This window comes from Synechococcus sp. M16CYN (genome assembly GCF_040371545.1).
Lineage (GTDB): Bacteria > Cyanobacteriota > Cyanobacteriia > PCC-6307 > Cyanobiaceae > Parasynechococcus.
The window spans coordinates 432,436-456,240 of sequence record NZ_AP029048.1 but is presented as its reverse complement, the minus strand read 5'-3'; the positions used below and the strand labels follow the sequence as shown (position 1 = coordinate 456,240).

The 23,805-nt window shown below is 48.5% G+C and carries 24 protein-coding genes; 8 read left to right on the top strand and 16 right to left on the bottom strand.

Features of this window, described 5'->3' with window-relative positions:
• Positions 1–7: 7 nt before the first annotated feature.
• Genes psbF through ABWV55_RS02095 form a run of 3 tightly spaced genes read left to right on the top strand, consistent with a single transcriptional unit; the run spans position 8 to position 487 of the window.
• Positions 8–145: a cytochrome b559 subunit beta gene (gene psbF, locus ABWV55_RS02105; protein WP_353292093.1), complete on the top strand. Its 138-nt coding sequence runs from the start codon at positions 8–10 to the stop codon at positions 143–145.
• 10 nt (positions 146–155) lie between these two features.
• On the top strand, positions 156–275 hold the full coding sequence (locus tag ABWV55_RS02100) for a photosystem II reaction center protein L (RefSeq protein WP_353292092.1): 120 nt from the start codon (positions 156–158) through the stop codon (positions 273–275).
• Between the two features lie 11 nt (positions 276–286).
• Positions 287–487 carry a photosystem II reaction center protein J gene (locus ABWV55_RS02095; protein WP_353292091.1) on the top strand — a complete coding sequence of 67 codons (201 nt, stop codon included), beginning with the start codon at positions 287–289 and terminating at the stop codon, positions 485–487.
• An 86-nt stretch (positions 488–573) separates the two neighbouring features.
• Here the strand turns inward: ABWV55_RS02095 and ABWV55_RS02090 are convergent, their stop codons facing one another.
• The 6 genes from ABWV55_RS02090 to ABWV55_RS02065 form a co-directional block, all read right to left on the bottom strand.
• Positions 574–1,596, bottom strand: a complete 1,023-nt coding sequence (locus ABWV55_RS02090; protein WP_353292504.1) for an NAD-dependent epimerase — start codon at positions 1,594–1,596, stop codon at positions 574–576.
• A gap of 2 nt (positions 1,597–1,598) precedes the next feature.
• Complete coding sequence (locus ABWV55_RS02085) at positions 1,599–3,005, bottom strand: nucleotide sugar dehydrogenase (RefSeq protein ID WP_353292090.1); 1,407 nt, start codon at positions 3,003–3,005, stop codon at positions 1,599–1,601.
• A complete protein-coding gene (locus tag ABWV55_RS02080) occupies positions 3,002–3,952 on the bottom strand; it encodes a UDP-glucuronic acid decarboxylase family protein (RefSeq protein ID WP_353292089.1) in 951 nt (316 codons plus the stop codon). Before ABWV55_RS02080 ends, ABWV55_RS02085 begins: the two co-directional genes overlap by 4 nt.
• Positions 3,952–5,244, bottom strand: a complete 1,293-nt coding sequence (hisS, locus tag ABWV55_RS02075; protein WP_353292088.1) for a histidine--tRNA ligase — start codon at positions 5,242–5,244, stop codon at positions 3,952–3,954. Before hisS ends, ABWV55_RS02080 begins: the two co-directional genes overlap by 1 nt.
• Before the next feature lie 41 nt (positions 5,245–5,285).
• Positions 5,286–6,536 carry a glycosyltransferase family 4 protein gene (locus ABWV55_RS02070; protein WP_353292087.1) on the bottom strand — a complete coding sequence of 417 codons (1,251 nt, stop codon included), beginning with the start codon at positions 6,534–6,536 and terminating at the stop codon, positions 5,286–5,288.
• A gap of 144 nt (positions 6,537–6,680) precedes the next feature.
• Complete coding sequence (locus tag ABWV55_RS02065; protein WP_353292086.1) at positions 6,681–6,842, bottom strand: hypothetical protein; 162 nt, start codon at positions 6,840–6,842, stop codon at positions 6,681–6,683.
• Positions 6,843–8,246: 1,404 nt separating this feature from the next.
• Here ABWV55_RS02065 and galE point away from each other — a divergent pair.
• Both galE and selD read left to right on the top strand, forming a co-directional pair.
• Positions 8,247–9,281 carry a UDP-glucose 4-epimerase GalE gene (gene galE / locus ABWV55_RS02060; protein ID WP_353292085.1) on the top strand — a complete coding sequence of 345 codons (1,035 nt, stop codon included), beginning with the start codon at positions 8,247–8,249 and terminating at the stop codon, positions 9,279–9,281.
• A complete protein-coding gene (selD, locus tag ABWV55_RS02055; RefSeq protein ID WP_353292084.1) occupies positions 9,278–11,323 on the top strand; it encodes a selenide, water dikinase SelD in 2,046 nt (681 codons plus the stop codon). Before galE ends, selD begins: the two co-directional genes overlap by 4 nt.
• A gap of 363 nt (positions 11,324–11,686) precedes the next feature.
• On the opposite strand, the gene ABWV55_RS02050 is transcribed toward selD, so the two are convergent.
• Positions 11,687–12,892, bottom strand: coding sequence for a CCA tRNA nucleotidyltransferase (locus ABWV55_RS02050; protein WP_353292083.1), 1,206 nt, complete (start codon positions 12,890–12,892; stop codon positions 11,687–11,689).
• A 55-nt stretch (positions 12,893–12,947) separates the two neighbouring features.
• Here ABWV55_RS02050 and ABWV55_RS02045 point away from each other — a divergent pair, with 55 nt between their 5' ends.
• Together ABWV55_RS02045 and ABWV55_RS02040 are read left to right on the top strand one after the other, a co-directional pair.
• Entirely contained in the window at positions 12,948–13,934 is a 987-nt protein-coding gene (locus tag ABWV55_RS02045) for a KpsF/GutQ family sugar-phosphate isomerase (RefSeq protein ID WP_353292082.1), read from the top strand.
• On the top strand, positions 13,931–14,482 hold the full coding sequence (locus ABWV55_RS02040; protein WP_353292081.1) for a phosphatase: 552 nt from the start codon (positions 13,931–13,933) through the stop codon (positions 14,480–14,482). The genes ABWV55_RS02045 and ABWV55_RS02040 overlap by 4 nt, the downstream gene beginning before the upstream one ends.
• Positions 14,483–15,123: 641 nt before the next feature.
• Here the strand turns inward: ABWV55_RS02040 and kdsB are convergent.
• The 4 genes from kdsB to ABWV55_RS02020 all read right to left on the bottom strand — a co-directional run bounded on the left by kdsB (position 15,124) and on the right by ABWV55_RS02020 (position 19,398).
• The gene (gene kdsB, locus ABWV55_RS02035) at positions 15,124–15,903 is read right to left on the bottom strand and encodes a 3-deoxy-manno-octulosonate cytidylyltransferase (RefSeq protein ID WP_353292080.1); all 780 of its coding nucleotides are present in this window, start codon (positions 15,901–15,903) and stop codon (positions 15,124–15,126) included.
• Complete coding sequence (locus ABWV55_RS02030) at positions 15,903–16,616, bottom strand: hypothetical protein (RefSeq protein WP_353292079.1); 714 nt, start codon at positions 16,614–16,616, stop codon at positions 15,903–15,905. Before ABWV55_RS02030 ends, kdsB begins: the two co-directional genes overlap by 1 nt.
• Before the next feature lie 86 nt (positions 16,617–16,702).
• Positions 16,703–16,873 carry a hypothetical protein gene (locus ABWV55_RS02025; protein WP_353292078.1) on the bottom strand — a complete coding sequence of 57 codons (171 nt, stop codon included), beginning with the start codon at positions 16,871–16,873 and terminating at the stop codon, positions 16,703–16,705.
• Between the two features lie 140 nt (positions 16,874–17,013).
• On the bottom strand, positions 17,014–19,398 hold the full coding sequence (locus ABWV55_RS02020) for a UvrD-helicase domain-containing protein (protein WP_353292077.1): 2,385 nt from the start codon (positions 19,396–19,398) through the stop codon (positions 17,014–17,016).
• Positions 19,399–19,855: 457 nt separating this feature from the next.
• Here ABWV55_RS02020 and kdsA point away from each other — a divergent pair, with 457 nt between their 5' ends.
• Positions 19,856–20,707, top strand: coding sequence for a 3-deoxy-8-phosphooctulonate synthase (gene kdsA, locus ABWV55_RS02015; RefSeq protein WP_353292503.1), 852 nt, complete (start codon positions 19,856–19,858; stop codon positions 20,705–20,707).
• Positions 20,708–21,437: 730 nt separating this feature from the next.
• On the opposite strand, the gene ABWV55_RS02010 is transcribed toward kdsA, so the two are convergent.
• From ABWV55_RS02010 to ABWV55_RS01990, 5 genes are read right to left on the bottom strand one after another with little or no spacing between them, the layout of a single operon-like run.
• Positions 21,438–21,977: a hypothetical protein gene (locus ABWV55_RS02010; protein WP_353292076.1), complete on the bottom strand. Its 540-nt coding sequence runs from the start codon at positions 21,975–21,977 to the stop codon at positions 21,438–21,440.
• Positions 21,978–22,013: 36 nt separating this feature from the next.
• A complete protein-coding gene (locus tag ABWV55_RS02005; protein WP_353292075.1) occupies positions 22,014–22,148 on the bottom strand; it encodes a hypothetical protein in 135 nt (44 codons plus the stop codon).
• Positions 22,149–22,174: 26 nt separating this feature from the next.
• Entirely contained in the window at positions 22,175–22,489 is a 315-nt protein-coding gene (locus ABWV55_RS02000; protein ID WP_353292074.1) for a hypothetical protein, read from the bottom strand.
• Between the two features lie 58 nt (positions 22,490–22,547).
• Positions 22,548–22,685, bottom strand: coding sequence for a hypothetical protein (locus ABWV55_RS01995; protein ID WP_353292073.1), 138 nt, complete (start codon positions 22,683–22,685; stop codon positions 22,548–22,550).
• Complete coding sequence (locus tag ABWV55_RS01990) at positions 22,639–23,787, bottom strand: glycosyltransferase (RefSeq protein ID WP_353292502.1); 1,149 nt, start codon at positions 23,785–23,787, stop codon at positions 22,639–22,641. The genes ABWV55_RS01995 and ABWV55_RS01990 overlap by 47 nt, the downstream gene beginning before the upstream one ends.
• Positions 23,788–23,805 lie beyond the last annotated feature (18 nt).

The window sequence follows — 23,805 nt, the reverse complement described above, 5'->3', positions numbered from 1 at the left end:
CTAGATCATGTCGCAAACTCCAATTTCCACCACACCTCGTAGTTATCCGATTTTCACGGTTCGCTGGCTCGCTCTCCATACGCTTGCAATTCCAACTGTATTTTTTCTCGGTTCTCTTGCCGCCATGCAATTTATTCGCCGCTGACCCCTGAGCCATGGAACGCAACAACAACCCCAACAATCTCCCAGTCGAACTGAATCGCACCAGCCTATATCTAGGACTGCTGTTCGTTTTCGTCACGGGCGTGCTTATGTCCAGTTACTTTTTCAATTGAGGCGTTGAATCATGAGCAGTAAGAAGTCCCTCTATCCCGACGGACGTATTCCCGATCGTCTCCCTGATGGCCGCCCAGCTGTGGCTTGGCGTTCTCGCTGGACCGAAGGTGTTCTTCCGCTGTGGCTTGTCGCCACGGCTGGAGGTATGGCAGTCTTATTTGTTGTAGGCTTATTTTTCTACGGTTCTTACACTGGAGTTGGCTCTGCCTAATTTAAATTCTTACTGAACAAGATTAAAAGGTATTTGGAGTACTAACTACCTAAGTAAGAAGGTTTACATGACTGCTTTGCTGCAACCTAGACCTCATAGAAAGATCTATACCACTCGGCAAAGCGGGCCAAACCAACCTCGATCGGGATCAGAGGTCGAAATCCAACCCATTTTTCCAACGCCCGGGTGTTTGCAGCAGTAGAGGCCACGTCTCCGGGTTGCATAGGGTGAAAGCTTTTTATTGCCTTGCACCCGAAAACTTGCTCCATTACTTCAATAAAATGCAGCAAAGGCGTAGGTCGGTCATTACCAATGTTAAACACCCGATGCGGAGCTAACGCTGTGGCAGGATCGGGGTGGAGAGGGTCAAAGTCAATATTGGTGGTGGCAGGTTTATTACAACAACGCGTTACCCCTTCAACAACATCATCGATGTATGTGAAGTCGCGTTGCATTTTGCCATAGTTAAACACCTTGATGGGTTCACCAGCTAAAATTGCCCGCGCGAAAAGCATCGGGGCAGTGTCCGGGCGACCCCATGGGCCATAAACAGTAAAAAAGCGCAGTCCTGTTGCTGGAAGTCCATAGAGATGACTATAGGTGTGCGCCATTAACTCATTTGCCTTCTTACTGGCTGCATAGAGGCTTATCGGATGGTTAACCGGCTGCAGTTCATCAAACGGTAGGTTACGGTTACCGCCGTAAACCGAGCTGCTGGAGGCGTATACCAGATTACTCACTCCGTGGTATCGGCACCCTTCAAGGAGGTGGCCAAAACCTACAAGATTACTTTGGATATAAGCAGAGGGATTCTCTAGAGAATAGCGCACCCCGGCTTGCGCTGCCAAATTCACCACCACTGAAGGTTTTTCCGCAGAAAATAATGCCATTAAGGCATTACTGTTTTCAAGGGTTATGGAATCAAATCTCCACCTTCTATCAGAATCAATTGACTCAATCTTCCGAAGCCGTGCCTGTTTTAAAGTACGATCGTAATAGCTGTTTAGGTTGTCTAAGCCCACGACTCGGTCACCCTGTTGAAGCAACCTTTGACACAAAGCGGCACCAATAAAGCCAGCGGCGCCAGTAACCAAAACGGTACGTACCATCATCAATCCTCGCCATCGCCAATACGCCACAATTTAAGTCCGGCAGCTCTAACATCTGCCGGCTCGACAACAGCACGCGTGTCAAATACCCATGCCGGTTGTCGCATTAATACAGCAAGACTAGACCAATTTAGATAGCGATAGTTTTGCCATTCCGTGAGTATCAATATGGCATCGGCGCCCTCAACCGTTTCCTCGATCGAAGCGGCTTGACTCCAGCCTCCTGATCCATTCAAGGCTTCTGTTGCGAAAGCTGTTGGCTTTAGTCGCAGATCTCGGCTGATCTGCGCTTCAGCCACCTTGGGGTCGTGAATGGAAAGCTTGGCTCCTTCCTCCAGGAGATCGCGCGCGATTCGAATGGCAGGGGCTTCACGGGTATCGTTGGTATTTGCCTTAAAAGCAAAACCTAAAATTGCTAATCGCTTGCCCGTCACTGTGCCAAACAGTTTCTCAACAACAAGGCAAGCAATGCGATGCTGTTGCCAAATGTTCAGCGTCACTACGCTTTCCCAATAGTTTGCCACTTCAAGAAGACCAAAATGGCGGCATAGATACACCAAGTTCAGGATGTCTTTTTGAAAGCAACTCCCACCAAATCCAGGACCAGCGTTCAGAAACTTGGGACCAATTCGACTATCGGTACCGATTGCTCTCGCTACCTCCCGTACATCAGCACCGCTAGCCTCACAAAACGCTGCGATCGAGTTGATGGAACTTATCCGTTGGGCTAGGAAGGCGTTGGCTGTGAGCTTGGATAGCTCACTACTCCACAAACTAGTGCGCAGTATCTTCTCCGTCGCGATCCAATGACTATAAATCTCAGCCAAGGCGTCAATGGACGAGACATCATCTCCGCCAATCAAAACTCGATCAGGCGATTCTAGGTCATCGATTGCCGTTCCCTCCGCTAAAAATTCAGGGTTGGACAAAACCGCAAAGCTGCGTCGAGGATCCTCTTTTTGAGTTGCCTCTAAAATCGTTTTAATCACAGCCGCTGTACGCACCGGTAAGGTGCTTTTTTCAACAACAATCGTGTGACCCTTTGCCGCCGCCGCCACCTGACGAGCACACGCCTCCACCCAGCGTAAATCGCTAGCTTGACCAGCACCAAGACCTTTTCTTTTCGTGGGGGTATTCACAGAGATGAATACCATATCGGCCGAAGCGATTGACGCGTCTATGGCCGTTGAAAAATGTAAGTTACGACCTCGAGCCCTCGCTACCACGGCATCTAGCCCAGGCTCGTACACAGGCAGCTGGGTTAAATCTGAAGCATTCCAAGCATCAATGCGGGCTTGGTTGACATCTACAACCGTCAATTGAATCGTTGGGCAGCGGTCGGCAATGACCGCCATAGTCGGACCTCCAACATAACCAGCACCAATACAACAGATGCGTTTAATCTTCACTCTCCCGTCTCCTTTTGGAGTGCGAGAAGACTCCGGAAGGAGTCGATGGTCGGTCTTAGGCCTTGCTCTAGTGACACAGTCGGCTCCCAGCCAAGCACTGTCCTCGCGAAGGAAATATCTGGTTGGCGCTGACGAGGATCATCAGATGGCAAAGGCTTTTCGATCAAAGGCAGGTTAGGGGCAATGTGCTGTCGCACCTGATAGGCCAACTCCCTAATTGTAAATTTGTTGGGGTTACCCAAGTTCATCGGTCCAACATATTGACCGCTCATCAACCGAAGTAATCCATCCACCAAATCACTTACATAACAGAATGAACGGCTTTGAGAACCATCTCCATAAATCGTGAGGGGATTTCTGCGTAAAGCTTGAACGATGAAATTGCTCACAACCCGGCCGTCATCGATCAACATTCGCGGCCCGTACGTATTGAAAATGCGAGCAATACGCACCTCAACCGCGTTCATACGCTGATAATCAAAACAGAGGGTTTCGGCAATGCGTTTACCCTCGTCGTAACAGCTACGAAGCCCAATTGGATTTACGCAGCCACAGTAGCTTTCCGGCTGAGGATGAATCTCGGGATTCCCATAAACTTCACTTGTACTAGCCAACAACAAACGAGCGCCCACGCGCCGGGCTAAGCCAAGCATATTGTACGTGCCAATAAAGCTGGTCTTAACCGTCTTAACAGGATTGCACTGGTAATGAATCGGCGAAGCTGGACAAGCCAGATGCCAAATACGATCAACCTCAAGCTTGATAGGTTCAGTTACATCGTGGCGGATTAACTCAAAGCGTGGATGTCCGATCCAATGTTCGATGTTGCACTTACGACCTGTGAAGTAGTTATCAAGACAAATCACTTCTTCGCCGGTCTCCATTAACCGGTCGATTAGATGTGAGCCGAGGAAACCTGCTCCACCGGTAACCAAATGAATCCGCATCAGCGGTTTTGCAATATATCTACGATCGCGGAAATTGCATTTATCGACCGGATAACCTCGTCTCCCTCAACCCGAAGCGGTTTGATTTGGATTTGTCCGCGGTCTACTTCTTTATCTCCCAGGATAAGAGCAAAACGAGCACCACAACGATCTGCCCGTTTAAACTGCTTACTGAAAGTCGCTCCGCTGGAATCCAATTCAACCGTTAATCCCTGCATACGAAGAGCACGGGCAAGAACGAGGGCAGGTTCTGCAGCTCGCTCACCACAGTTCACTACGTAAGCATCCGGTTTCGTTGCTGTAATGAGCCGAGAAGCGCGACCATCTGGGTTGGCTTTGGAGGTTTCCTCGAGAATTAGCAACAAACGTTCCATCCCAAGTGCCCAGCCGATTGCAGGGGTCTCGGCACCGCCTAGTTGACTTACCAGGTGGTCGTAGCGACCCCCACCACACACGGTGGCCTGAGCACCGAGTTGTTTGCTAGTGATTTCGAAGGCAGTGTGGCAGTAGTAATCCAAGCCGCGCACCAATCGAGGATTTAAACGAAATGGGATTCCCAGAGTGATCAGTCCCCGTTGCACAACACTGAAACGCGTACGACTCTCAGAATTCAGGTAGTCGCCTAAGGTTGGCGCCTCTTCCAGCAACGCCCGGGTAGTTTTGTCTTTAGAGTCGAGGATTCGCAAAGGGTTGGTTAGCAAACGCATTCGAGAATCTTTATCCAATTGATCCGATTGCTGCTTTAGCCAAGCCACTAAGGCACAGCGGTAAAGATGACGATCCTCTATTGAACCAAGGCTATTCAATTCCAATTCAAGATCACTCACACCCAGGGAAGTAAGAAGATCCCAGGCCAGAGCAATTACCTCTACATCGGTGCGGGCACTCGCTGCCCCCAGCCACTCGACCCCAATCTGATGAAACTGACGCTGCCGCCCAGCCTGAGGACGCTCGTAGCGGAACATTGGTCCGCCGTACCAGAGCTTTTGTGTGCCCTGACTAATCAACCCATGCTGAAGCGCAGCACGCACAACAGAGGCCGTTCCCTCAGGACGCAATGTACAAGAACGATTCCCACGATCCTGAAAGGTATACATCTCCTTCCCTACTACATCAGTGGATTCACCAATACCACGGCAAAACAGGTCAGTGGTCTCCATTAGTGGTGTTCGAATCTCCTTGAAGCCAGAGTGTTGGAAATGAGTGCGCGCAATCGCTTCCACTACCTGCCAACGTTGCAAAGCCTTAGGAAGCAAGTCCACCATCCCCCTCAGGCTTTGCAGCTGCGTCACAGTGGAGGTTTTGCATCAATCAACCCAGTCTGCCGGGTTAATCAGCCAATGATGCTGCCACTAGCCACTAAATCTAGGAGGGCTAACTGACGAGTGACACAAATATCAAGGTCGTAGGTGCGCTCCACCGTAAGCCGGGCTGCTGCACCAAATGCCTTGGCCCGCTCACGATCATTAAGCAACTCAACCACCGCGGAAGCAAGATCCGTGGAAGAGAAAAAATCTACTAATAAACCGTTCTGACCATGGTGAATTACTTCACGTACAGGTCCGGTATCAGAACCTACCACTGCACAGCCGCATGCCATAGCTTCCAATAGGCTCCAACTCATCACAAATGGGTAAGTAAGATAGACGTGGCAGGCGCTGAGCTGTAGCAGAAGGATGAATTGGTCGTAGGGGAGATGGCCAGTAAAGTGCACGCGTGATGGATCGTAACGTCCTTCAATTTCAGCCAGAAAGAAATCTTTCCACTCACCCTGGGGACAAATCATGCCATAGCTAACATCCTTTGTCTTTCCAACAATTACAATCTGTGCTTCGGGGTAAAGTCTTTGTAGGTTCGGAATGGCCCGCAAAAAAATATGGCAGCCACGGTAGGGCTCTAAACGTCGGCTTACAAAGGTGATAATCGGTTGTCCACTTCTCAATGTTGTACCATCGGGCAGCGTAAGAGGGATAGGTGAGTTATTCGGTATAGCTTTATTTAAATCAACACCATCATGAACAACACTAAATCTATGTCGATAATTTTCGGGAAAGCTACTAAACTGGAAGTGAGTAGGCGATATATTCCAATCTGCCTGCTCAAGCGTGAGTAGCAGGTAAGCATTTTTCATTATTAGTTTTGCCTTAGATTGCCAATCACGTGTATCTTCAAATTCAGAATCAAAGCCAGCATCGAATCCATGCTCATTATAAAAAAACTCTTGGTAGCAAAGCAAAGGAATATTAGGCCAAATTGCTTTCAAAAAAAGTGGCTCACCCCAGCCTGGATGGGCACATATAAGATCAGGAATAAAACCCTTTTTTTTGAGCAGCTCCGCCGCTCGAGCACAACTTTCGGCACGAATCACCTTAGATTCAGTTTCCAAAACCAAAGGGTGTAACCCGTTAGTGTTGCTACGACTTAATCTATAGCGAAAATATTGAAGTTTATTAGAAAGCAAACAATTCTGATCTAGTTGATTTATTCCTAAGGCTATCATTTGATGACTACCCTGCTGAGCTAAATGCTGAACAAGGTGAATATACTGTCCTGGAAAATTTTGATGTACGAAAAGAATTTTCATGTTAAACTCAAATACATTGTAATGATTCCGTTTTGTTTTAAAATCCACCAACCAAAAGCCGCAAATAAGAGACTTTGCGTAGCTTAATATTAGTTGTCATAGGCATACTCATTTTTAGAGGAAGTGTAGAGCTACTCTTCAACTCTAATTATTGTTTTTTAATGTAATGGCAACAGGAAAGTTAGGCTTCTGTCGCTGTCCCTGCTGATTAGGTTTTAAAGCATCAAAACCAATTTTTATCATATTGTTCTCAATGACACCGAAATCAATCGCATAATACAAGTCAGCACTGATATCAACATCCATGCAAGTGAAAAGATTCTTAGGGCATCTGACCAGTGTCTTGATAAATCCAGATTTTATTACTAAGGATTTCTATTTTAATTTTAAGCAAACCAAAAGTCACTACATTTCATAATGGTTTGTGTGAATTGAGGCGTATAACCAAATGCTGTCAACTCTAGATTGAAAACCACTGCATCTACAGGTGACTTAAGCTGTTAGCAGCATGAGATTACTAGGACTTTTGCTAGCTAATCGATGAGATTGACAAGTTTAAATTTGAGCCATCTGCTCGATTTAAAAGAGATATTTAGCAAAGGCTATTTAGCTTTGACTGTATTAGATGATCACGGGTCTTTTCAACCGTTTTATGCTGAGACAAAAATGAAAGCTTAAAGGTAGTACCTACTTTTTCTAATTGTTGATAACGTTCAAGAATTTCCAGTTGAAGAATGAATTTCTTTAATATCTGAACTTCTAGATTATTTATCTTTTTGTATTTTTGTCTGGTTAGTTTTGATATAACCAGTTCACTAAAAAGAACTATAACTGTACTAAGCTTGAAAAGCTATAAATTTATTTATATGCTTATATTAGCTACTTTAAATAAAAATGTATTATTCTTCAAATCATTCATCCAACATTTCTTGACACATTTAATTTAAAATTTTCTAAGCACAAACAGCTAGTAAATAGCACTCTACCCTAATGATTAACCATCAGTTAAGAATCGAAAATAATTCTAAAAGCTTACTAAGTTTGACAACTCAAAATTTTCCTGTTAGAATAAAATAAGCTTGCTTAAAAAGCTAAACAAATAATATTACTAGCATTAAATTCTTCTTCTTAAGCATAGCGTTTAGCTAGATTAGCGAAATCGAATTCACCAGTCTCGATTTTTAGATTCGCTCTCGAGCTAAAAAATAACTCCTAATTCAAAGCAAACTTTCGACCACACAATCGAACTGATTTTTATCGAGAAAATAAGCTTCTACCCTAGTGGCAAATTGTTTGCGAAATAAAGTTTACCAATACAAGACGTCATTTAAGCGATCTAGGGTTTCCTACTCTATTTATTTAGGCTCTTTCAGTAACCATAACGATTACTTAAAACCTCCATATTTATACCGTTTAAGAAAAGCTAAACCAGCTAGACTAGGATCCTTATTAAGGATTTCTACCTCAACAAACGGCTGCACAATAATCATATTTTTGATGAGAACCTTTAAGAAGACCAAAACCTTGGAGCAGGTTGCACCCCTCCCTATGCTCCAATCACTTAGTTAAACTTATCTAGGACTTGTTTTAATATCCACTCAATTAAAAGTAAGGTCACAGAACATTAGAATTATCCTAAACCCGGAGGGTAGCTGTTGAAAGTCGTATCAGAATAAAGGGTATATGGACGATTATTTGAAACTATTTGCAGTGACCAATCGTGTCCTAATTACCGGTGGTGCTGGCTTCATCGGCAGCCACACGGCTCTTGTATTGCTAGAACAGGGCTATGAGCTAGTAATTCTCGATAATTTCGACAACAGTAACCCAAAAGCTCTGGATCGAGTCAAGGATCTTGCAGGATCCAAGGCACTGGAACTTGTGGAGGGAGATGTACGCGACCCTACAGCGGTAAATCGTGCTTTCGACAACTGTGGCTCCGTCGAAGGCGTGATCCACTTTGCTGGTCTCAAAGCCGTGAGCGAATCGGTGACTAACCCACTGCGCTACTGGGATGTCAATGTCAATGGTAGCAGAGTTCTTGCCGCCACGATGGAAAAGCGCAACTTTCGCACACTCGTATTTAGCAGCACTTCTACGGTCTACGGCGAGCCAGAGAATTTTCCCTTACACGAGGAGATGCCGACGGTACCTGTTCATCCCTACGCCCAAACCAAACTAGCAGTTGAACAGATGCTGAATGCGCTTTGTCGTTCGGGCAATTGGCGAATCGCTTGTTTACGCTACTTCAACCCTGTGGGAGCTCACCCCAGTGGTCGCATTGGAGAAGACCCCCTGGGAATTCCTAACAATTTATTCCCCTTTATCACCCAAGTTGCCGCAGGCAGTCGCAAGAAATTAAATGTCTTTGGTAGCGATTATCCAACGCACGACGGAACTGGAGTCCGTGACTATCTACACGTGATGGACCTTGCCGAAGCTCACAGCTCCACCTTAAACCATTTATTAAAGCAAACAAGTCCCCACCAGCTGACTCTGAATATCGGTACCGGCTGCGGATTCAGCGTTCTAGACGTGATACGCGGTTTTGAAGAAGCAACTGGACTTTCAATTCCCTATCAGTTGGTCAGCCGACGCCCTGGAGATGTACCCAAGCTCGAGGCTTGTCCCCAAAAGGCCAAAAACATCTTGGGCTGGTCTGCCACGCGCGATCTTGCACAAATGTGTCGAGACAGCTGGGCCTGGCAACGGGCTAATCCCACGGGGTATCGCGACGTCTTATGAACCCATTGGGCCCCTTACTCCTAGCAGGTGGTGGACATAGCCACACTCTTTTGCTCAAACGCTGGGCCATGACGCCACGGCTACGACCAAAATGCGGAATCGTTCTTGTGAACCGACATCCCACAACGCTCTACTCGAGCATGGTCCCAGGCCTGATCGCTAATATATATTCTCTCGATGAGATAAGCATCGATCTGAGGAATCTATGCGATCGAGCTGGTGTGGCCTTTGTACAAGCTGAGATCACAGGCGCTGATCCCCACCATCGATATTTAAATCTTTACCGTCGTCCAGCGCTTCGTTTTGGATTGTTGAGCCTCGATGTGGGAGCAGTAATCCAAAACATTGATGGACTTTCTGGTTTTCCAATCAGACCACTAGAAACCGCTCTGAGCATCTTATCTCAGCAGGATCCATTGAGCCGAAAACCGTTTCGCGTAGTAGGTGGTGGGTTTGCAGGAGTAGAGGTGGTACTTGCTTTACGCCATCGCTGGCCACACCGACCGTTACATCTGCATACTCGCGTAGGGCAGCTCAACGCCAAGATCCGGGGCGTCCTCCAACGCGCCCGGGTTTGCTGTCTTACGAACCTCAGGAATGCTGACAACACCGGACATTCCACGCTCCTCTGTACAGGCAGTCAAGCCCCGTCTTGGCTTGCTGAAAGTGGTTTCGCGGTGAATAAGGATGGACGCGTTTACACGGATGCTTATTTGCAACTAAAAGATTATCCTAATATTTTCGCCAGTGGCGATTGCGCGGTGGTCGTGTCGCAGCCACGACCAGCTTCTGGTGTATGGGCTGTGAAAGCTGCTAAGCCGCTGGCCCGCAACCTTGAAGCTGCGTACAAAGGTCAAAGCTTGCATCCATGGAAACCACAGCGCCAGGCCCTGCAATTGATCGGAGATCAAAACGGTGCGGCTTGGCTGCAACGGGGCCGTTTGCAAATCGGTCCTTCTCACATGCTCTGGGTTTTAAAGCAAACCATCGATCATGCCTTCATGGCTGGCTTTGCCCGTCCAGCAAACATGAATATGAGAACAGCTGAAGCTATAGCCTGCCGTGGCTGTGCCGCCAAGCTGCCGGCACGTCTCCTAGGTGCAGCGTTGTCACAGGTGGGCCTTGACACACAACCAGAAGACGCGATCGATCTTGGCGGGACACCTGCACTACTGCAAAGTGTTGATGGCTTCCCTGCACTACTGAGTGATCCTTGGCTCAATGCTCGCCTCACCGCCCTTCACGCCTGCTCAGACCTTTGGGCTTGTGGTGCCACTGTTACTAGTGCCATGGCCGTGGTCACGCTGCCATCAATTCACCCCATTGAACAGCAAGAAATGCTGGCTCAAACTTTGGAAGGTATTCAATCGGTCTTGAATGAACAAGGAGCAACGCTAATCGGGGGGCACACCTTGGAATCACGTAGTCCTATCCCCACTCCAACAAGCCTCGGCATACAAGTTGCTCTCAGTGTGAATGGCCAGAGTTCCACACCATGGTCAAAAGGGGGAATTCAAATAGGGGACGCTCTCTTACTCAACCGTGCTCTCGGTACCGGCGTGCTTTTTGCTGCCGCTATGGTCGGCGCTGCTAAGCCTAGAGATATAGAAGCAGCCCTGAGCGTAATGAACAGTAGCCAACATCAACTTATTTCCACTTTGCGGAGGTACGGACCAGCTATTCATGCTTGTACCGATATCACTGGCTTCGGCCTTTTAGGTCATCTTACTGAAATGCTACAGGGAAGCAAACCGTTAACTATTCAACTATGGACCAATCTGATACCAGTACATCAAGGCGCGATGGATCTACTTGAGAAAGGATTTGCCAGCAGCCTTGCACCTTCTAACCGTGAGGCATGGAACTGTCTTAATGGCCCTGTTCAACTAATCCCTGCCTCATCGAGGGCAATGATGAATTTGCTAGTTGATCCCCAGACCTGTGGTCCGCTCCTAGTAGCATGCACAGCAGAAGCCGCAGCAAGTCTTACGGCTGAGTATTCATGGATTCAGATTGGCATTGCAAGGGCCGATCATGTCTAATGGACTCTGAACCATCCTTACGTCAAACAAACTAGTTTGTTTAGCTTACTTTTACATAAGCTGAGTTTATGCTAGAAGGAGAGATTAAACCGACTTAATATAGATTTATCTAGTAAAACCTAAGAGCATCGCCACTAGTAGTACAAGAGTTGGGTTGGTGTAGACGTAATAAAATAGTAAACGAAGATGAAAGGCTTAAGGCAACAAGGTCGCAATAAATAGAGTAGCGGGTGGGTTTCCCGTCGCAGCTCAGGGAGCCAGGAATCAGGAATGGATGAAAGCTTTCTACCAACGCTGTACAGCTCATCACTCCGTATCAATAAATGAGGGCAATTACAACAACCCCTAGGAAGCAGGACTATCTCATCGACTACGACCTAGCAATTCCAATCGAAGACGACGTAACTCAGTCCCCAACCCAGGACCTGACAACCAACCAGCAGCCATAAGATCCTGAGCCGTTTTTGGTGCTCGAAGACGACGCCAACGTCCCCACCAACGGAGCAACGGTTTCCATTGCCGGGGTTTGAGGCACACCATCAAGGCCACTGTCTCTGGCATCCAGTTTTGATCTTCCAGCGCGGCAGTCCAAACCGCAGGCGAGGCATCGACAGACGGCGCGCCTCCAGACGACAACCATTCCTTCAACAGTTTTAACTGCCTTAGCCATTGTTGCTGTTGCCCAGGACAGCACAAACGACGAGCAACAGCCTCGGGAATCGAAGCTGCAGCTAACCAGGCTGGTAGTAGAGGAATCTTAAGACGTTGCGCCCAGCGAAGGCGGCGGGCTCGATCAAGGTCCCCCTGCAGAACCGGATCTAATAAAGACATAGCCTGCCAGTCCTCCAAGAGATCAAGAGCTTCACGCCAGGGCTCCTTTTCTAATAAACGATCTAATTCCATTCGCATACGACTGGCCAACGTTGGTGGAGCGTATTCCGGTGTGTCGTACCAATGCCAAGACCAGGGCCAACGCCGCACAGTGTCGATCACTTGCTGTCGCGCCTCCGGTGCTAACACGAAACCCAATCGAGCTGCGTAGCGAGCCGCACGGACAACCCGGGTTGGGTCATCGGAAACGCTCCTATCACTGAGGAACACTAAGCGACCAGCCGCCAGATCCCGCTGGCCGTGGTACGGATCGATCAAGTTCCCAGAAATCAGATCCTGCGCCATTGCATTAATAGTGAAATCACGACGGACTAGATCAGATTCCAGAGATCCGGGTTTAACTGTTGGATTCTGGCCCGGCATCAAATATGTTTCTCGACGTGCCATAGCAAGATCCAGCGGAAGACCGTCCAGCCGCAAGGCCACCGTTCCAAAGGTCTCATATTCCTGCAATTCTGTGACTCGCTTTACTCCACAACGCTGCGACAATTCGACTGCAAGTCTCAACACATCGCCTTCAACAACCCAATCCCAGTCAGTCTTACCACTTAAGGACCAGCCATAGTGCTGGTGCAGCAATCCATCTCGAACGGCACCACCTACTATCGCCAAGCGTCTTACACCTGCCGCCGCAGCCGCAGCCCGCAACTCAGCCAACACAGCGGGCGGTACACCCATTAGGTTCATCGTATAGCGTGAATGACAATGGCCTGATCATCACGGGTTTCTGACCTTGTCCGCTCTGACTCGTTGCCTGCAAGAGGAAGCCTCAGCGATCGCCACTGCAGCAAAACGACTGAGCAGCGATCAAGTTGAAGCAGCCATCCGTTTGCTCGAGCGTTGTGCCGACCAAAAAGCCAAACTTGTGATTACCGGGGTCGGTAAAAGCGGCATCGTAGCTCGCAAAATTGCTGCCACTTTCTCGTCGATCGGCCTGATGGCATTGTACTTAAATCCCCTCGACGCTTTGCATGGCGATCTAGGCGTTGTGGCACCTGACGACGTCTGCCTAACGCTGTCCAACAGCGGCGAAACTACTGAATTGCTAGAAGTACTGCCTCACCTAAAACGCCGGGGTACCGGCAGAATAGCCATTGTCGGACGAGCTAATTCCTCCCTAGCCCGCGGCAGCAATGTTGTGCTGGAAGCCAGTGTTGACCGCGAAATCTGTCCATTAAATCTAGCCCCAACCGCCAGCACCGCTGTCGCTATGGCTATTGGCGATGCTTTGGCTACGGTGTGGATGGAACGTCGTGGTATCTCTCCAGCTGACTTCGCACTCAATCACCCAGCCGGCTCCCTCGGAAAGCAGCTTACTCTAACAGCCGCTGACCTAATGATTCCGGCTAGTGAATTGCATCCATTGCAACTGCAGACACCCTTGCCGGATGTGATTAGTGGCCTAACTCGGGATGGAATAGGCAGTGGCTGGGTCGAAAATCCAACATCACCAGGCCACCTGGTGGGACTTCTCACTGATGGTGACCTGCGTCGCGCTCTTCAAAATCACAATGCTGAAACCTGGACAACTCTTACAGCCTCAGACTTAATGACAGTCGATCCAATCACAGTGCATAGCGATGTGTTGGTGATAAAGGCTCTTGAACAGATGGAAAACAACCGACGTAAACCTATTTCTGTCCTTCCTGTTGTTGAGCATGACAGACGACTCATGGGGTTACTGCGGCTGCATGATCTTGTGCGAGCAGGCTTGATATGAGAAGGTTGTACTGGTGGAGACTAAGGCAACGCTTAAGCCAGATCAAACTGCTTGTTTTGGACGTAGACGGTGTTCTTACCGATGGGGGACTTTGGTTTGATGCCAGCGGCCAGTTGATCAAACGCTTTGATGCACGTGACGGACTCGGCATTCGTTTGTTACAACAAACAGGTATGGAGATAGCCTTCCTTAGCGGTAGCCACGGGGAAGCAGCCGACCGTAGAGCTCGTCAGCTTGAAATCCAACACTGTTTGCTAGGCATTAAGGATAAGCTGGCTGCCCTAACTGAACTCCAACACCAACTTGGTGTCGGTGTAGCTGAGACAGCTTTCCTAGGCGATGATCTGAATGATTTAGCCGTTCGACCAGTCGTAGGACTGCTACTCGCACCCGCCGACGCGTGCTCAGCAGTTCGGTGTAGGGCCAATGCTGTTCTGCGCAGACAGGGGGGTCACGGTGCCGTTAGGGAACTCGCGGAGGCGATCCTAAAAGCCCGTGGGCGCTGGCAAGGTTTAAAGCGTAACGGTTGGCGTGATTACGATAACTAAATATTGCATTGTGGAGGTTTTTGCTAAGTCTCTAGTGTCCATAGGCAGGTACTGCATCTTGGCTACATACACCCAAGTCAATCGTTAAATAGTATGCCAACCTCAGTTTTCTGAAAGTAAGTACATTTTCGATGTTTTGACTTTCCCCGAAATGCTTACTGACTAAAATTATTCATCTGGCAAAGTCAACGTTTTCTCGTTCGATCGATATAAGAATATGAATAATTAGCGAGCGTGCTGAGACGACTCACAATGCCAGTCTAGCCGCTCAATTGTACACTTTCTTATAAGACCTTTATGGGCATATCATAGATGCCTTTATATACATTTCTACCCCCAAATTTTGGTTTTACTGAGTTCTACAAACGTTCATTCGCAATACACAGCTTAGTAGCACTTTTGCAACACGCCGAAGGTTTCCTTGCGAAGAAACCTCATGAAAGCTAACGGGTCAAAGTCGGCCACACCGGCACGACGGTTTTGCATGACGTAACAGCGGTGCTAGGCCGCTACCTATTTACCTGCCACAACTGCTGTGCACCGGTTTGTAAGCGACACTGATTACGTCGCTGGGCACTAACCGCCAAGCCGTAGCTGATGCAACATCTGTTGAAATCAATCAATCTCAGTCGCCAGGAGTGTCAGACTATCGCCCGAGCTTGCTCTAGCTGTTCCGCAGTATCCACCGATAGAAAGTTTCCCTGCACTTTAAAGGTAGCGATGGTGTGCCCGGCCTCGATGAGGCGAAGTTGCTCAAGTCGTTCCAAACCCTCTAGAGGTGAAACTGGGAGATGATTCCAGTTAACCAGCACGTCCCCTCGGAAGCCATATATGCCGACGTGTCCCCAGAAAGTCGTGTGCAGATACCATTCAGATCGATCCACATTGCGCACGTGGGGAATAGCCGAACGGGAGAAGTAGAGGGCCCTTCCATCGTGGGCCAACAAAACCTTAACCACGTTAGGATCGTGGATAGTTTCAGGCTTCAAACTATAAATAGGGGTTACGACGGCTGTAGTAGGGTCAAGCCGGCGAAGGTTAGTCGCCACATCATCAATAATGTTAGATTCGATAAATGGCTGATCCCCCTGGACGTTGATTATGCCTGTTTGATCAGGAACTGGGCTTGGAGCTCCCCAGGCGGCGGCGATCAGTTTATCAGCGACCGAAGCAATTCTCTCGCTACCGGAGCTGCAGGAGTTGGCAGTCATAAGTACAGGGAATCCCCAGTCTATTGCGTGTTGCCGAAGCTCTTGGCTATCGGTGCAAAGTATCACCGCATCCACCTCGCTCGATTCACGACAATGGTCGAGTACTCTCCTAATCATCGGTTTACCACCGATGTCTGCCAGCAGTTTATTCGGCAGCCGCGACGACTGCAAACGAGCTGGGACAGCCACCAAACATCTTTGAATTGCCATCAATCCCAGAGCTTCATCGCGTCATCACGGGCGCTAAACCATTCCGCAGCCAAGCGACCTCCCATGGTGCGCTGTTTACGAAACCAGGGGCCACCAAGAGTCCAATGCAACATCGGCGTTGGCTCCTCTTGATCTGGAAGGCGCTGCACATCTACCAAATGGTTCCATCCTCCCTTGATGGCCCCGATGTCGTGATCGCCTTCTAACCAATGGAAACGATGCAATTGCAAACCCGTCGCCGTATTCACGTAATCAACTGTAAGGTTGGTGCAGCGGCTGCAATTCAGCAGCATTAAGGAACTCCAATTTTTCTTTGGATAATTGCTCTGCGCTTCACCAAGAAACTTCATAGTCTCACCTGGCACGTACTCATGTTGAACACACATGGCACCGTAACAATCATCTCGCTGATCCCATAAAGCTTTGATATCAGAGCGACAAAGCATATCGCAATCCATGAATAGTGCCCAGCCCCGATATCCCATTAAATAGGGAACAAGAAAGCGCGTGAAAGAAAATGCTGTGCTCTGCTTTGGATCTCGCTCACGATGAAACAACCCTTGATTCACTAGTTGAGGAGCCACCAATGGGGTGATTGCCAGCGGCACGCTGCTGTGCTGATACAGACTATCGATGAGCACATTAGTGGCAGCACGCTCACGTGGGTCATAGCCAATAAAAATCGGAATCGGCTGGTGGACGACGGTCGGCACGGGCCGTTGGTTACTGGAGGAAGATTAAGCTGCTGGACCAAACCGGCCCAAGCAAGTCGTTGCTGTGTACTAATCCCCTGTTCGTCTTAATAACAGACGGTAACCGAACCGCAAGACTCAGGGACAGAAAAACTTTTTAGCAAGCAACGGCCTCCACGCCGGACGCCTGAGCTGGCAAGTCCACCACAGGCATAAGATCGTTTTAAGTGAAAATTACTGCGCAATCCCTGAAGACATTTATTGGGATTCACAAACACGAAGCTGCTCCAACACCCGTACGTACCGTTCTTCTCAAAACTAATGATACTGGGACGACCACTTAAGGGCTAAACCCAAGAGGATACTTGCATCAGACCCAACCCTCGGACCAATAACGAGCCTAGCTGATATAAGAGAGTCAATCATTGATGCCGTTCACCAGCTCGATCGGTGCCAGGCGCGGGTCCAAGATCTTTGACCCCATTCCTACAAACTTGACAGCAATCGAAATCGTTTCTCCACTCCCAAAGGTATGGGTGATCTCGCCGATGCCAAAGCTGGCGTGGGTGACCCTGTCTCCAACAGTCCAATTGCGACTTGGGTCTTGTTCCATTTTACGATGGCACGCGGCATTAGCTAATGCAGTCGATGGTCGATTACGACGGATGTGGGCAAGTCGATTCAGACGGTGCTCGCCCCTTAGGTTTGCTTTACTACCACGCGGAAGATCCCCTTGTATAAGAGCCTCTGGCAGTTCTGAGAGAAATACCGAGGGCATAGCCGCTTCTCGTGTGCTACCCCAAAGACGACGCTCGCTAGCATGGGAAAGAAAAAGACGCTCTTTGGCACGTGTGATTCCCACGTAGCAAAGGCGACGCTCTTCTTCCAATGACGCACGGCTATTCAGCGACTGGTAGCTCGGTAACAGACCTTGCTCCAACCCAACAAGGCAAACCACGGGGAACTCTAACCCTTTACTGCTGTGCAGAGTCATCAGATTAACGCGGCCTGTTTCTGTGTCTTTGTTGTCTACATCGCTGGACAATGCGGCTGACGCCAAAAACCCTTCCAAGTCACTTTCCTGGTTCTCCTCTTGGTACTGCAAGGCAGCATTCACTAGCTCCTGAAGATTTCGTCGGCGTTCCTCGGCCTCGTCAGTCCCTTCCGCAATCAGCTCGCTGACATAACCGCTTTTTTCCATGATCTGTTGCAGCAGCTCTGATAGCGCAGCTGTTTGAACCTGTGCTTTCAAGTCGTTCACCAACTCGCAAAATTGCAGTAGCCTTTTAGCTGAACGCCCACAAAGGAAGCGCACTATTTTTGAATCATTCACAACATCCCAAAGCGAGGTGTCCAACTGGTTTGCAGTATCGGTCAGCCTCTGAATTGTGGTTTTACCAATCCCACGCTTGGGCACGTTAATCACTCGCAGCAAGCTGGCGGTGTCGGCTGGATTTGCCAGCAAACGTAAGTAAGCTAATAAATCCTTAATTTCGCGTCGGTCGTAAAAGCGAAGACCGCCAATAACTACGTAAGGGGTGCCCCAGCGCACTAAGGATTCTTCCATCGCTCTGGACTGAGCATTCCTCCTATAAAGAACTGCCATATCTCCCCAACTCAGATTTGAGTTAGCAGCCTTCACCGCCCGCAGACGATGTACCACAGCTTCGGCTTCGGCAATCTCACTATCATAGCGCGTGAGAGTGATTAGCTCCCCTTTTCCACGGGTGGGACGCAATACCTTATCGATTCGCTCGCTGTTGTTCGAAATCAGAGCATTTGCTGCAGCTAAGATCGTCGCCGTGGAGCGGTAATTCTTCTCTAATTTTACCATTGTACGGGTAGTAGCATCTGGTGCCTGATCGCCGAAATCTTCCTGAAAATCCATCAGGATCGTAAAATCGGCGGCACGAAAGCTGTAAATGCTCTGGTCAGCATCACCAACCACAAATACAGATCGCCCAGCCCAATTGTCATACATCTGCGGCTCCTTGCCATCGGTGACCAACAGTTTGATTAGTTCATACTGCGTACGGTTGGTATCCTGATATTCGTCCACCAGCACGTGACAAAAGCGTTGGTGCCAATAACTACGTACCTGTTGATTCTGCTGCAGCAACTGTACAGATAACAACAATAGATCATCAAAGTCCAGAGCATTATTCGCCGCCAAAGCTTTGCGATACCGGCGATAAACATCGGCAGTGAGTTGGCCGCGCTGGCTCTCTATATTGGCTTCTAGCTGATCTGGTAGCCAACCCTGATTCTTTGCATTACTAATCGCCCAACGTATCTTCTTGGGTTCAAACCGTTTCGGGTCTATTTGCAGCTCCTGAGTTACGATTTCCTTCACCAGGTTTTGCGCATCGGCCTCGTCGTATATCGAAAATTGTTTTGTCCAGGTCAACCCCTCAGTATCCCTGAACTTATCTATATCAAAGCGGAGGATTCGAGCGAACACAGCATGAAACGTCCCGATCCAGAGTTCTTTGGTTACCTCCCAGTGAATTTGAGATTGCAACTGGCTTTGCTGCACCGACGACAAGGTGCTCCAAGTCTGACCAAACCGGCTCTGTGCCAAGAGAATTTCAAGTCGCTCTTTCATCTCGCGCGCGGCTTTATTGGTAAAGGTCACCGCAAGAATCTGAGCCGGATCTACGCCGTGTTTTCCAATGAGATGGGCAATGCGATGCGTTAATGCACGCGTTTTTCCACTACCTGCACCAGCAGCCACCAGTAAAGGTCCGTAGTGATGATTCACCACCCGACGCTGGGTATCGCTAAGGCCCGCCAAAAAACTCATAACCGGAACGTTAGATCAAGAAAACAGCATGCGATACGTCGTCACATCAGATGCGTTAGATTCTGGAATGAATGACTTCACTCCGGAGAATATCCAACACAAGAGTTGAACAAATCCATACCCCAAAGCTAATGTAACGCAAAACGACAATAAAAACCTCAGCAAAAAGTATATCTAAATTAAATAGTAATATGAAATATTTATTAGCAATATAATGCTAAATATCCAACTTTAACATTAAGCTAAGCAAAAGTTCGTAAAATTGTGTCATAATAATACTGACACTAATTATGCAAAGATTTAACGATCGAAACCTTGGTGTCAATATGAGCATTTTTATATCAATAGATAATCGGCTTTCAATAAATCACGTGCATCATCCGCGATTTCATAATCACTAAATTATGGATTTAAATAATTATCAGGAGTAAGCTATCCCAACTATCAGCGACTTCAGATCGTGGCGCGACAAGTTCAACTGGATAACATCACGTTCGCCAACGATCTTCCCTTTGTTCTACTGGGAGGGGTGAATGTCTTAGAAAATCTGGATTTCACCCTACACTGCGCGAGTCATTACAAAATTGTTTGCGAACGTCTTGGTATTCCCCTAGTTTTTAAGGCATCTTACGACAAGGCTAATCGATCCTCAGTTCATTCTTTTCGAGGCCCTGGCCTAAGACAAGGACTCAGCATTCTTCAAGCTGTCAAAAACACTCACAATATCTTAGTGATTACGGACGTTCATACCCCAGAAGAAGCCGTCGCTGCCGCTGAGGTAGCTGACATCATTCAGCTACCAGCATTCCTCGGTCGTCAAACCGATCTAATCGCAGCAATGGCACAAACTGGAGCCGTCATTCATATAAAAAAACCACAGTTCCTCAGCCCGGAACAAATGGCCAACGTCGTAGAAAAATTTCGAGAGTATGGAAATGATCAGTTGTTGCTATGTGAGCGGGGCAGCAACTTTGGCTATGACGGTCTGATTGTAGATATGCTGGGCTTCGGGGTCATGAAACGAACCTGCTATGACCTGCCTCTCACTTTTGATGTAACCCATGCTCTTCAGTGCAGAGAACCTGGTGGCGTTGCCTCTAGCGGTCGCCGTTCTCAAGTTCTCGATTTGGCCCGGGCTGGACTTGCAGTGGGACTTGCAGGGTTGTTTCTCGAAGCACATCCTGATCCCGATAAAGCACGTTGTGATGGTCCAAGCGCCCTGCCGCTGAGTCTATTGGAGCCATTCTTAAGCCAACTAAAAGCCATTGACGACCTAGTGAAAGCACAACCTAGGTTAGATATTTACTAAATATTGAGTCAAGTATTTGCTAATAGCTGCACTGAATGTTTTGCTTTAGCAGCCTGTTATGAATTAGTGGTTAACACTTGAGGAATGCCGAAGAAAGCTCAAATCTTTATGGTAAAGTGTGTTGTTGGCTTGAGATCCATGTTGTTAGCAAGAACACTCTTTGAAATATCAAAAGTCGTATCGATAAAGAATGAGTTCACGTTTAATTCTAATTAGTGATTACGATAAATTTCAATGCTAAGCGCCATCTTTATGACCTAAACCGTCATGAAAGCAGAAACGAATGGACGTTTAGAAACGCTGAATAGCCGCAAGCAATTCAGGTGTCTTAAGCGTGAGTGAGTGCTGCAACACTTGCGACTTAGGTGACGTAGAGATGAGTTGTTGCAATACACCCACAAAGCGACGGTAGTTCTCATCTGGAGCGCTGACTCAGTAACGCGTGTGATGCACGGCACGCTTCAAGCGATCCAGGTCACCTTTTAGCAGATCTGTGCGCTCCAGGAGGCTGTGCGCAGCAGCAGAATTTCTTCGATCAGTTGATCCTGCTTACAAAGCAGGGCTAAATGTATCACCACAGCCCAGATAGACACTAACCGCTTTATCGGTTTTCACGGTTTCGCCGCTTACAGCCCACCGTGGCGGGATCTATTTGCAGCTGTGTGGCCTCTGGCATTAGTTGCTTGACGAGCAGCAATGCTGTCTTAACGTCTGCCACACGAATCAAAATTTATCCTAAGGCAACTCCAGCATAGGTACGTTGATCCGCTTCCAGTATCTTACAATAAAACAAGTCGGTAAACAATTTCTTTTGCTGATTTATATCTCGTGGTCGTAGGTTTCGCTGAAACAGCAACCGTTCAATTAAGTCTCGACGTGGTTTAAGGCGGAGCTGTTCTAATGCTTGTAACAAGATAGAACAGTTCGTTGTCTCCAAAGCAAGCCAAAAGTCTCGTTTAGCTAAATCACTCCGCGATGATAGTTGTAGTATCCACATTAATAGTGGCGGCCAAGCCCAAAATGGGCGAATCAAATACCAAGCCCATTGATGCATTAACTTTAAAGGAAAGCGACCCCGAATGTCGTTGGAAAGCAGACCTATGGGCATGCGCATCACGAATTTTTCAGGAAGGCTGAAGAACAATCCCCAATAGATTCGACGACTTAACCGCCGGGCTTCGTCGTCTACCTGCAGAGATGGGCCGGGGATTGTGGAATGCTGCACTTGCAGCTCACCGGTAATGGGATCAGCCCTATACATGCTGCCCACCCGTTGACCACTCCAAGGGTGATTAGCGGCTAGCGTTCAATTAGCAATTGCTGTAGCACGTTTTAGCGAACGAGACTCAGCCTGCCCCATCGCCGTTTGCGGTGCCCCATTAGGAGCCTGGACTCCAAATTTAACGGAAGGGGAAATCGTCCCAAGGGCGCTAGCCGGCAATCGACGTATAAGAACGCCCTGTGCCTCTATACGGGAACGAAAGTCTTTGTCATAAAGCCATAGCCCAGCAACACCTCGTTGAATCCCCCGACCTGGTCTATGCCTATAAGGTGACGGTCGAGCAGCCATTGGCTAGCGCGCTTATTGGGTCCACTGCAGAATGCCGCCAATGCTCCCGCTTCAGCAAGATCATCTGGCGTAGGCATGGCTTCTGGCCAACAATTTGCATCCAGCTTCAGCAGTTGACTTCTCCGCGCCAGTTGTAATGCTAAGCTGTAAGCCCGACAAGGCTGCCATTGGCGTTTGCCCTTCACCCGCACCAAGCGAATCCGAGGGTTCACTGGTAGTTCAGCTCGATTTAAGGGCTTATCACTGCTCCAATCCAGAATTAGATGCTCATTATGATGGCTCTAGCCAGCGACGTATTTTGCCGATATCAAAAGATGGGATCGCCGGTTCATGCAAACCGCCACGATGCTGAGCGATTCGGTCATTGCTGAGAGGCTCCCTGTCGAGCAACGCGATGAAGGAATGCACTGACGGCAGCCAAATGGTGGTCAACAGTAAAATTTGAACTAATCCGCTCGCGTCCAGCCGCACCGAGCTTATCCGCTAACTGGGGATCGTATGTCAGTCGAGCCATTGCATTGGCCATACCCTGCACATCACCCTCGTCTACTAAAAAACCGGTTGCGCCATGAACTACTACTTCTGGGATACCGGCATGGCGCGTGGCTACTACAGGCAAACCACTCAACTGGGCCTCCAACACGGCCACAGGGCTCCCTTCACTATCACCGTCGGACGCCACTAATGAATGCTGCACGAAGCCGCGTACTTGACGCATTAATGACGCAACCTTTCGAGGTGGTAGCACTCCGGTAAAATGCACTCGGCAGGTTAAGGCTTTGCTCATTACGATGTGTTTGGCCTCGTTCAACATCGGACCATCCCCTACCATTATCAAGTGGCACGTGGATGCCAATGAGCCCGGAAGCTGATTTAGTAGGCACTCAAACGCTGCCAAGGTGAGTAGAGGACCCTTTTTCGGAACAAAGCGGCCCACAGCTAAAAAAATCGGCGGTGCCGTTTTAGGTGATGAACCATAAAAACAAGTTGTATCGGCTCCAGAAGGACTGATCAATACCCTGTTGGCTGGAGCACCGAGGGCCTGCAGGGTGGTTCGCATCAGGGTGCTTTTGACAATGACAGCTGATGCAACCTTCATAAGTTGACGGTATCTTTCCTTGAGGCGGTGAAATTTCGATTCTGACGATGCATCCGATCCGCGAAAATGCACCACCAGCGGTACACCACTCCAAGAGGCGACATGCATTACACGAACAGCATGAAAACCAAACTCCGCTAAAACAACATCGGGGTGATGACGCCGCACGATCAGTACAGCCACCAGTGCAGCAGGCCAGGACGCGAACCTCAGCCAACCCAACTGAGTCAGTACCTTGCTAATGAACACTGCAAGTCCGTAGAGACATCGCAACGGCTGCATGAGCGGGTGCTCATCACCAAAGTACGCATGAATCTGAAAAGGTAGACCACGCAAATTAGCGCGAATAAAAGTCTCCGATGCTGCCCGTCGCGTTGGAGCTAACACAAGTAGCGTTAGTTGATTCTTCATTGCACTATCAACACAGCA

Bases quoted from the DNA above. Each gene is read 5' to 3' on its own strand.
- ABWV55_RS02065 (WP_353292086.1), bottom strand. From the start codon at position 6,842: ATGGATGTTGATATCAGTGCTGACTTGTATTATGCGATTGATTTCGGT.
- kdsB (WP_353292080.1), bottom strand. From the start codon at position 15,903: ATGGCAATTCAAAGATGTTTGGTGGCTGTCCCAGCTCGTTTGCAGTCG.
- ABWV55_RS02100 (WP_353292092.1), top strand. From the start codon at position 156: ATGGAACGCAACAACAACCCCAACAATCTCCCAGTCGAACTGAATCGC.
- ABWV55_RS02040 (WP_353292081.1), top strand. From the start codon at position 13,931: ATGAGAAGGTTGTACTGGTGGAGACTAAGGCAACGCTTAAGCCAGATC.
- ABWV55_RS02020 (WP_353292077.1), bottom strand. From the start codon at position 19,398: ATGAGTTTTTTGGCGGGCCTTAGCGATACCCAGCGTCGGGTGGTGAAT.
- ABWV55_RS02080 (WP_353292089.1), bottom strand. From the start codon at position 3,952: ATGCGGATTCATTTGGTTACCGGTGGAGCAGGTTTCCTCGGCTCACAT.
- selD (WP_353292084.1), top strand. From the start codon at position 9,278: ATGAACCCATTGGGCCCCTTACTCCTAGCAGGTGGTGGACATAGCCAC.
- psbF (WP_353292093.1), top strand. From the start codon at position 8: ATGTCGCAAACTCCAATTTCCACCACACCTCGTAGTTATCCGATTTTC.
- ABWV55_RS02095 (WP_353292091.1), top strand. From the start codon at position 287: ATGAGCAGTAAGAAGTCCCTCTATCCCGACGGACGTATTCCCGATCGT.
- ABWV55_RS01990 (WP_353292502.1), bottom strand. From the start codon at position 23,787: ATGAAGAATCAACTAACGCTACTTGTGTTAGCTCCAACGCGACGGGCA.
- ABWV55_RS02070 (WP_353292087.1), bottom strand. From the start codon at position 6,536: ATGAAAATTCTTTTCGTACATCAAAATTTTCCAGGACAGTATATTCAC.
- ABWV55_RS02090 (WP_353292504.1), bottom strand. From the start codon at position 1,596: ATGGTACGTACCGTTTTGGTTACTGGCGCCGCTGGCTTTATTGGTGCC.
- ABWV55_RS02050 (WP_353292083.1), bottom strand. From the start codon at position 12,892: ATGGGTGTACCGCCCGCTGTGTTGGCTGAGTTGCGGGCTGCGGCTGCG.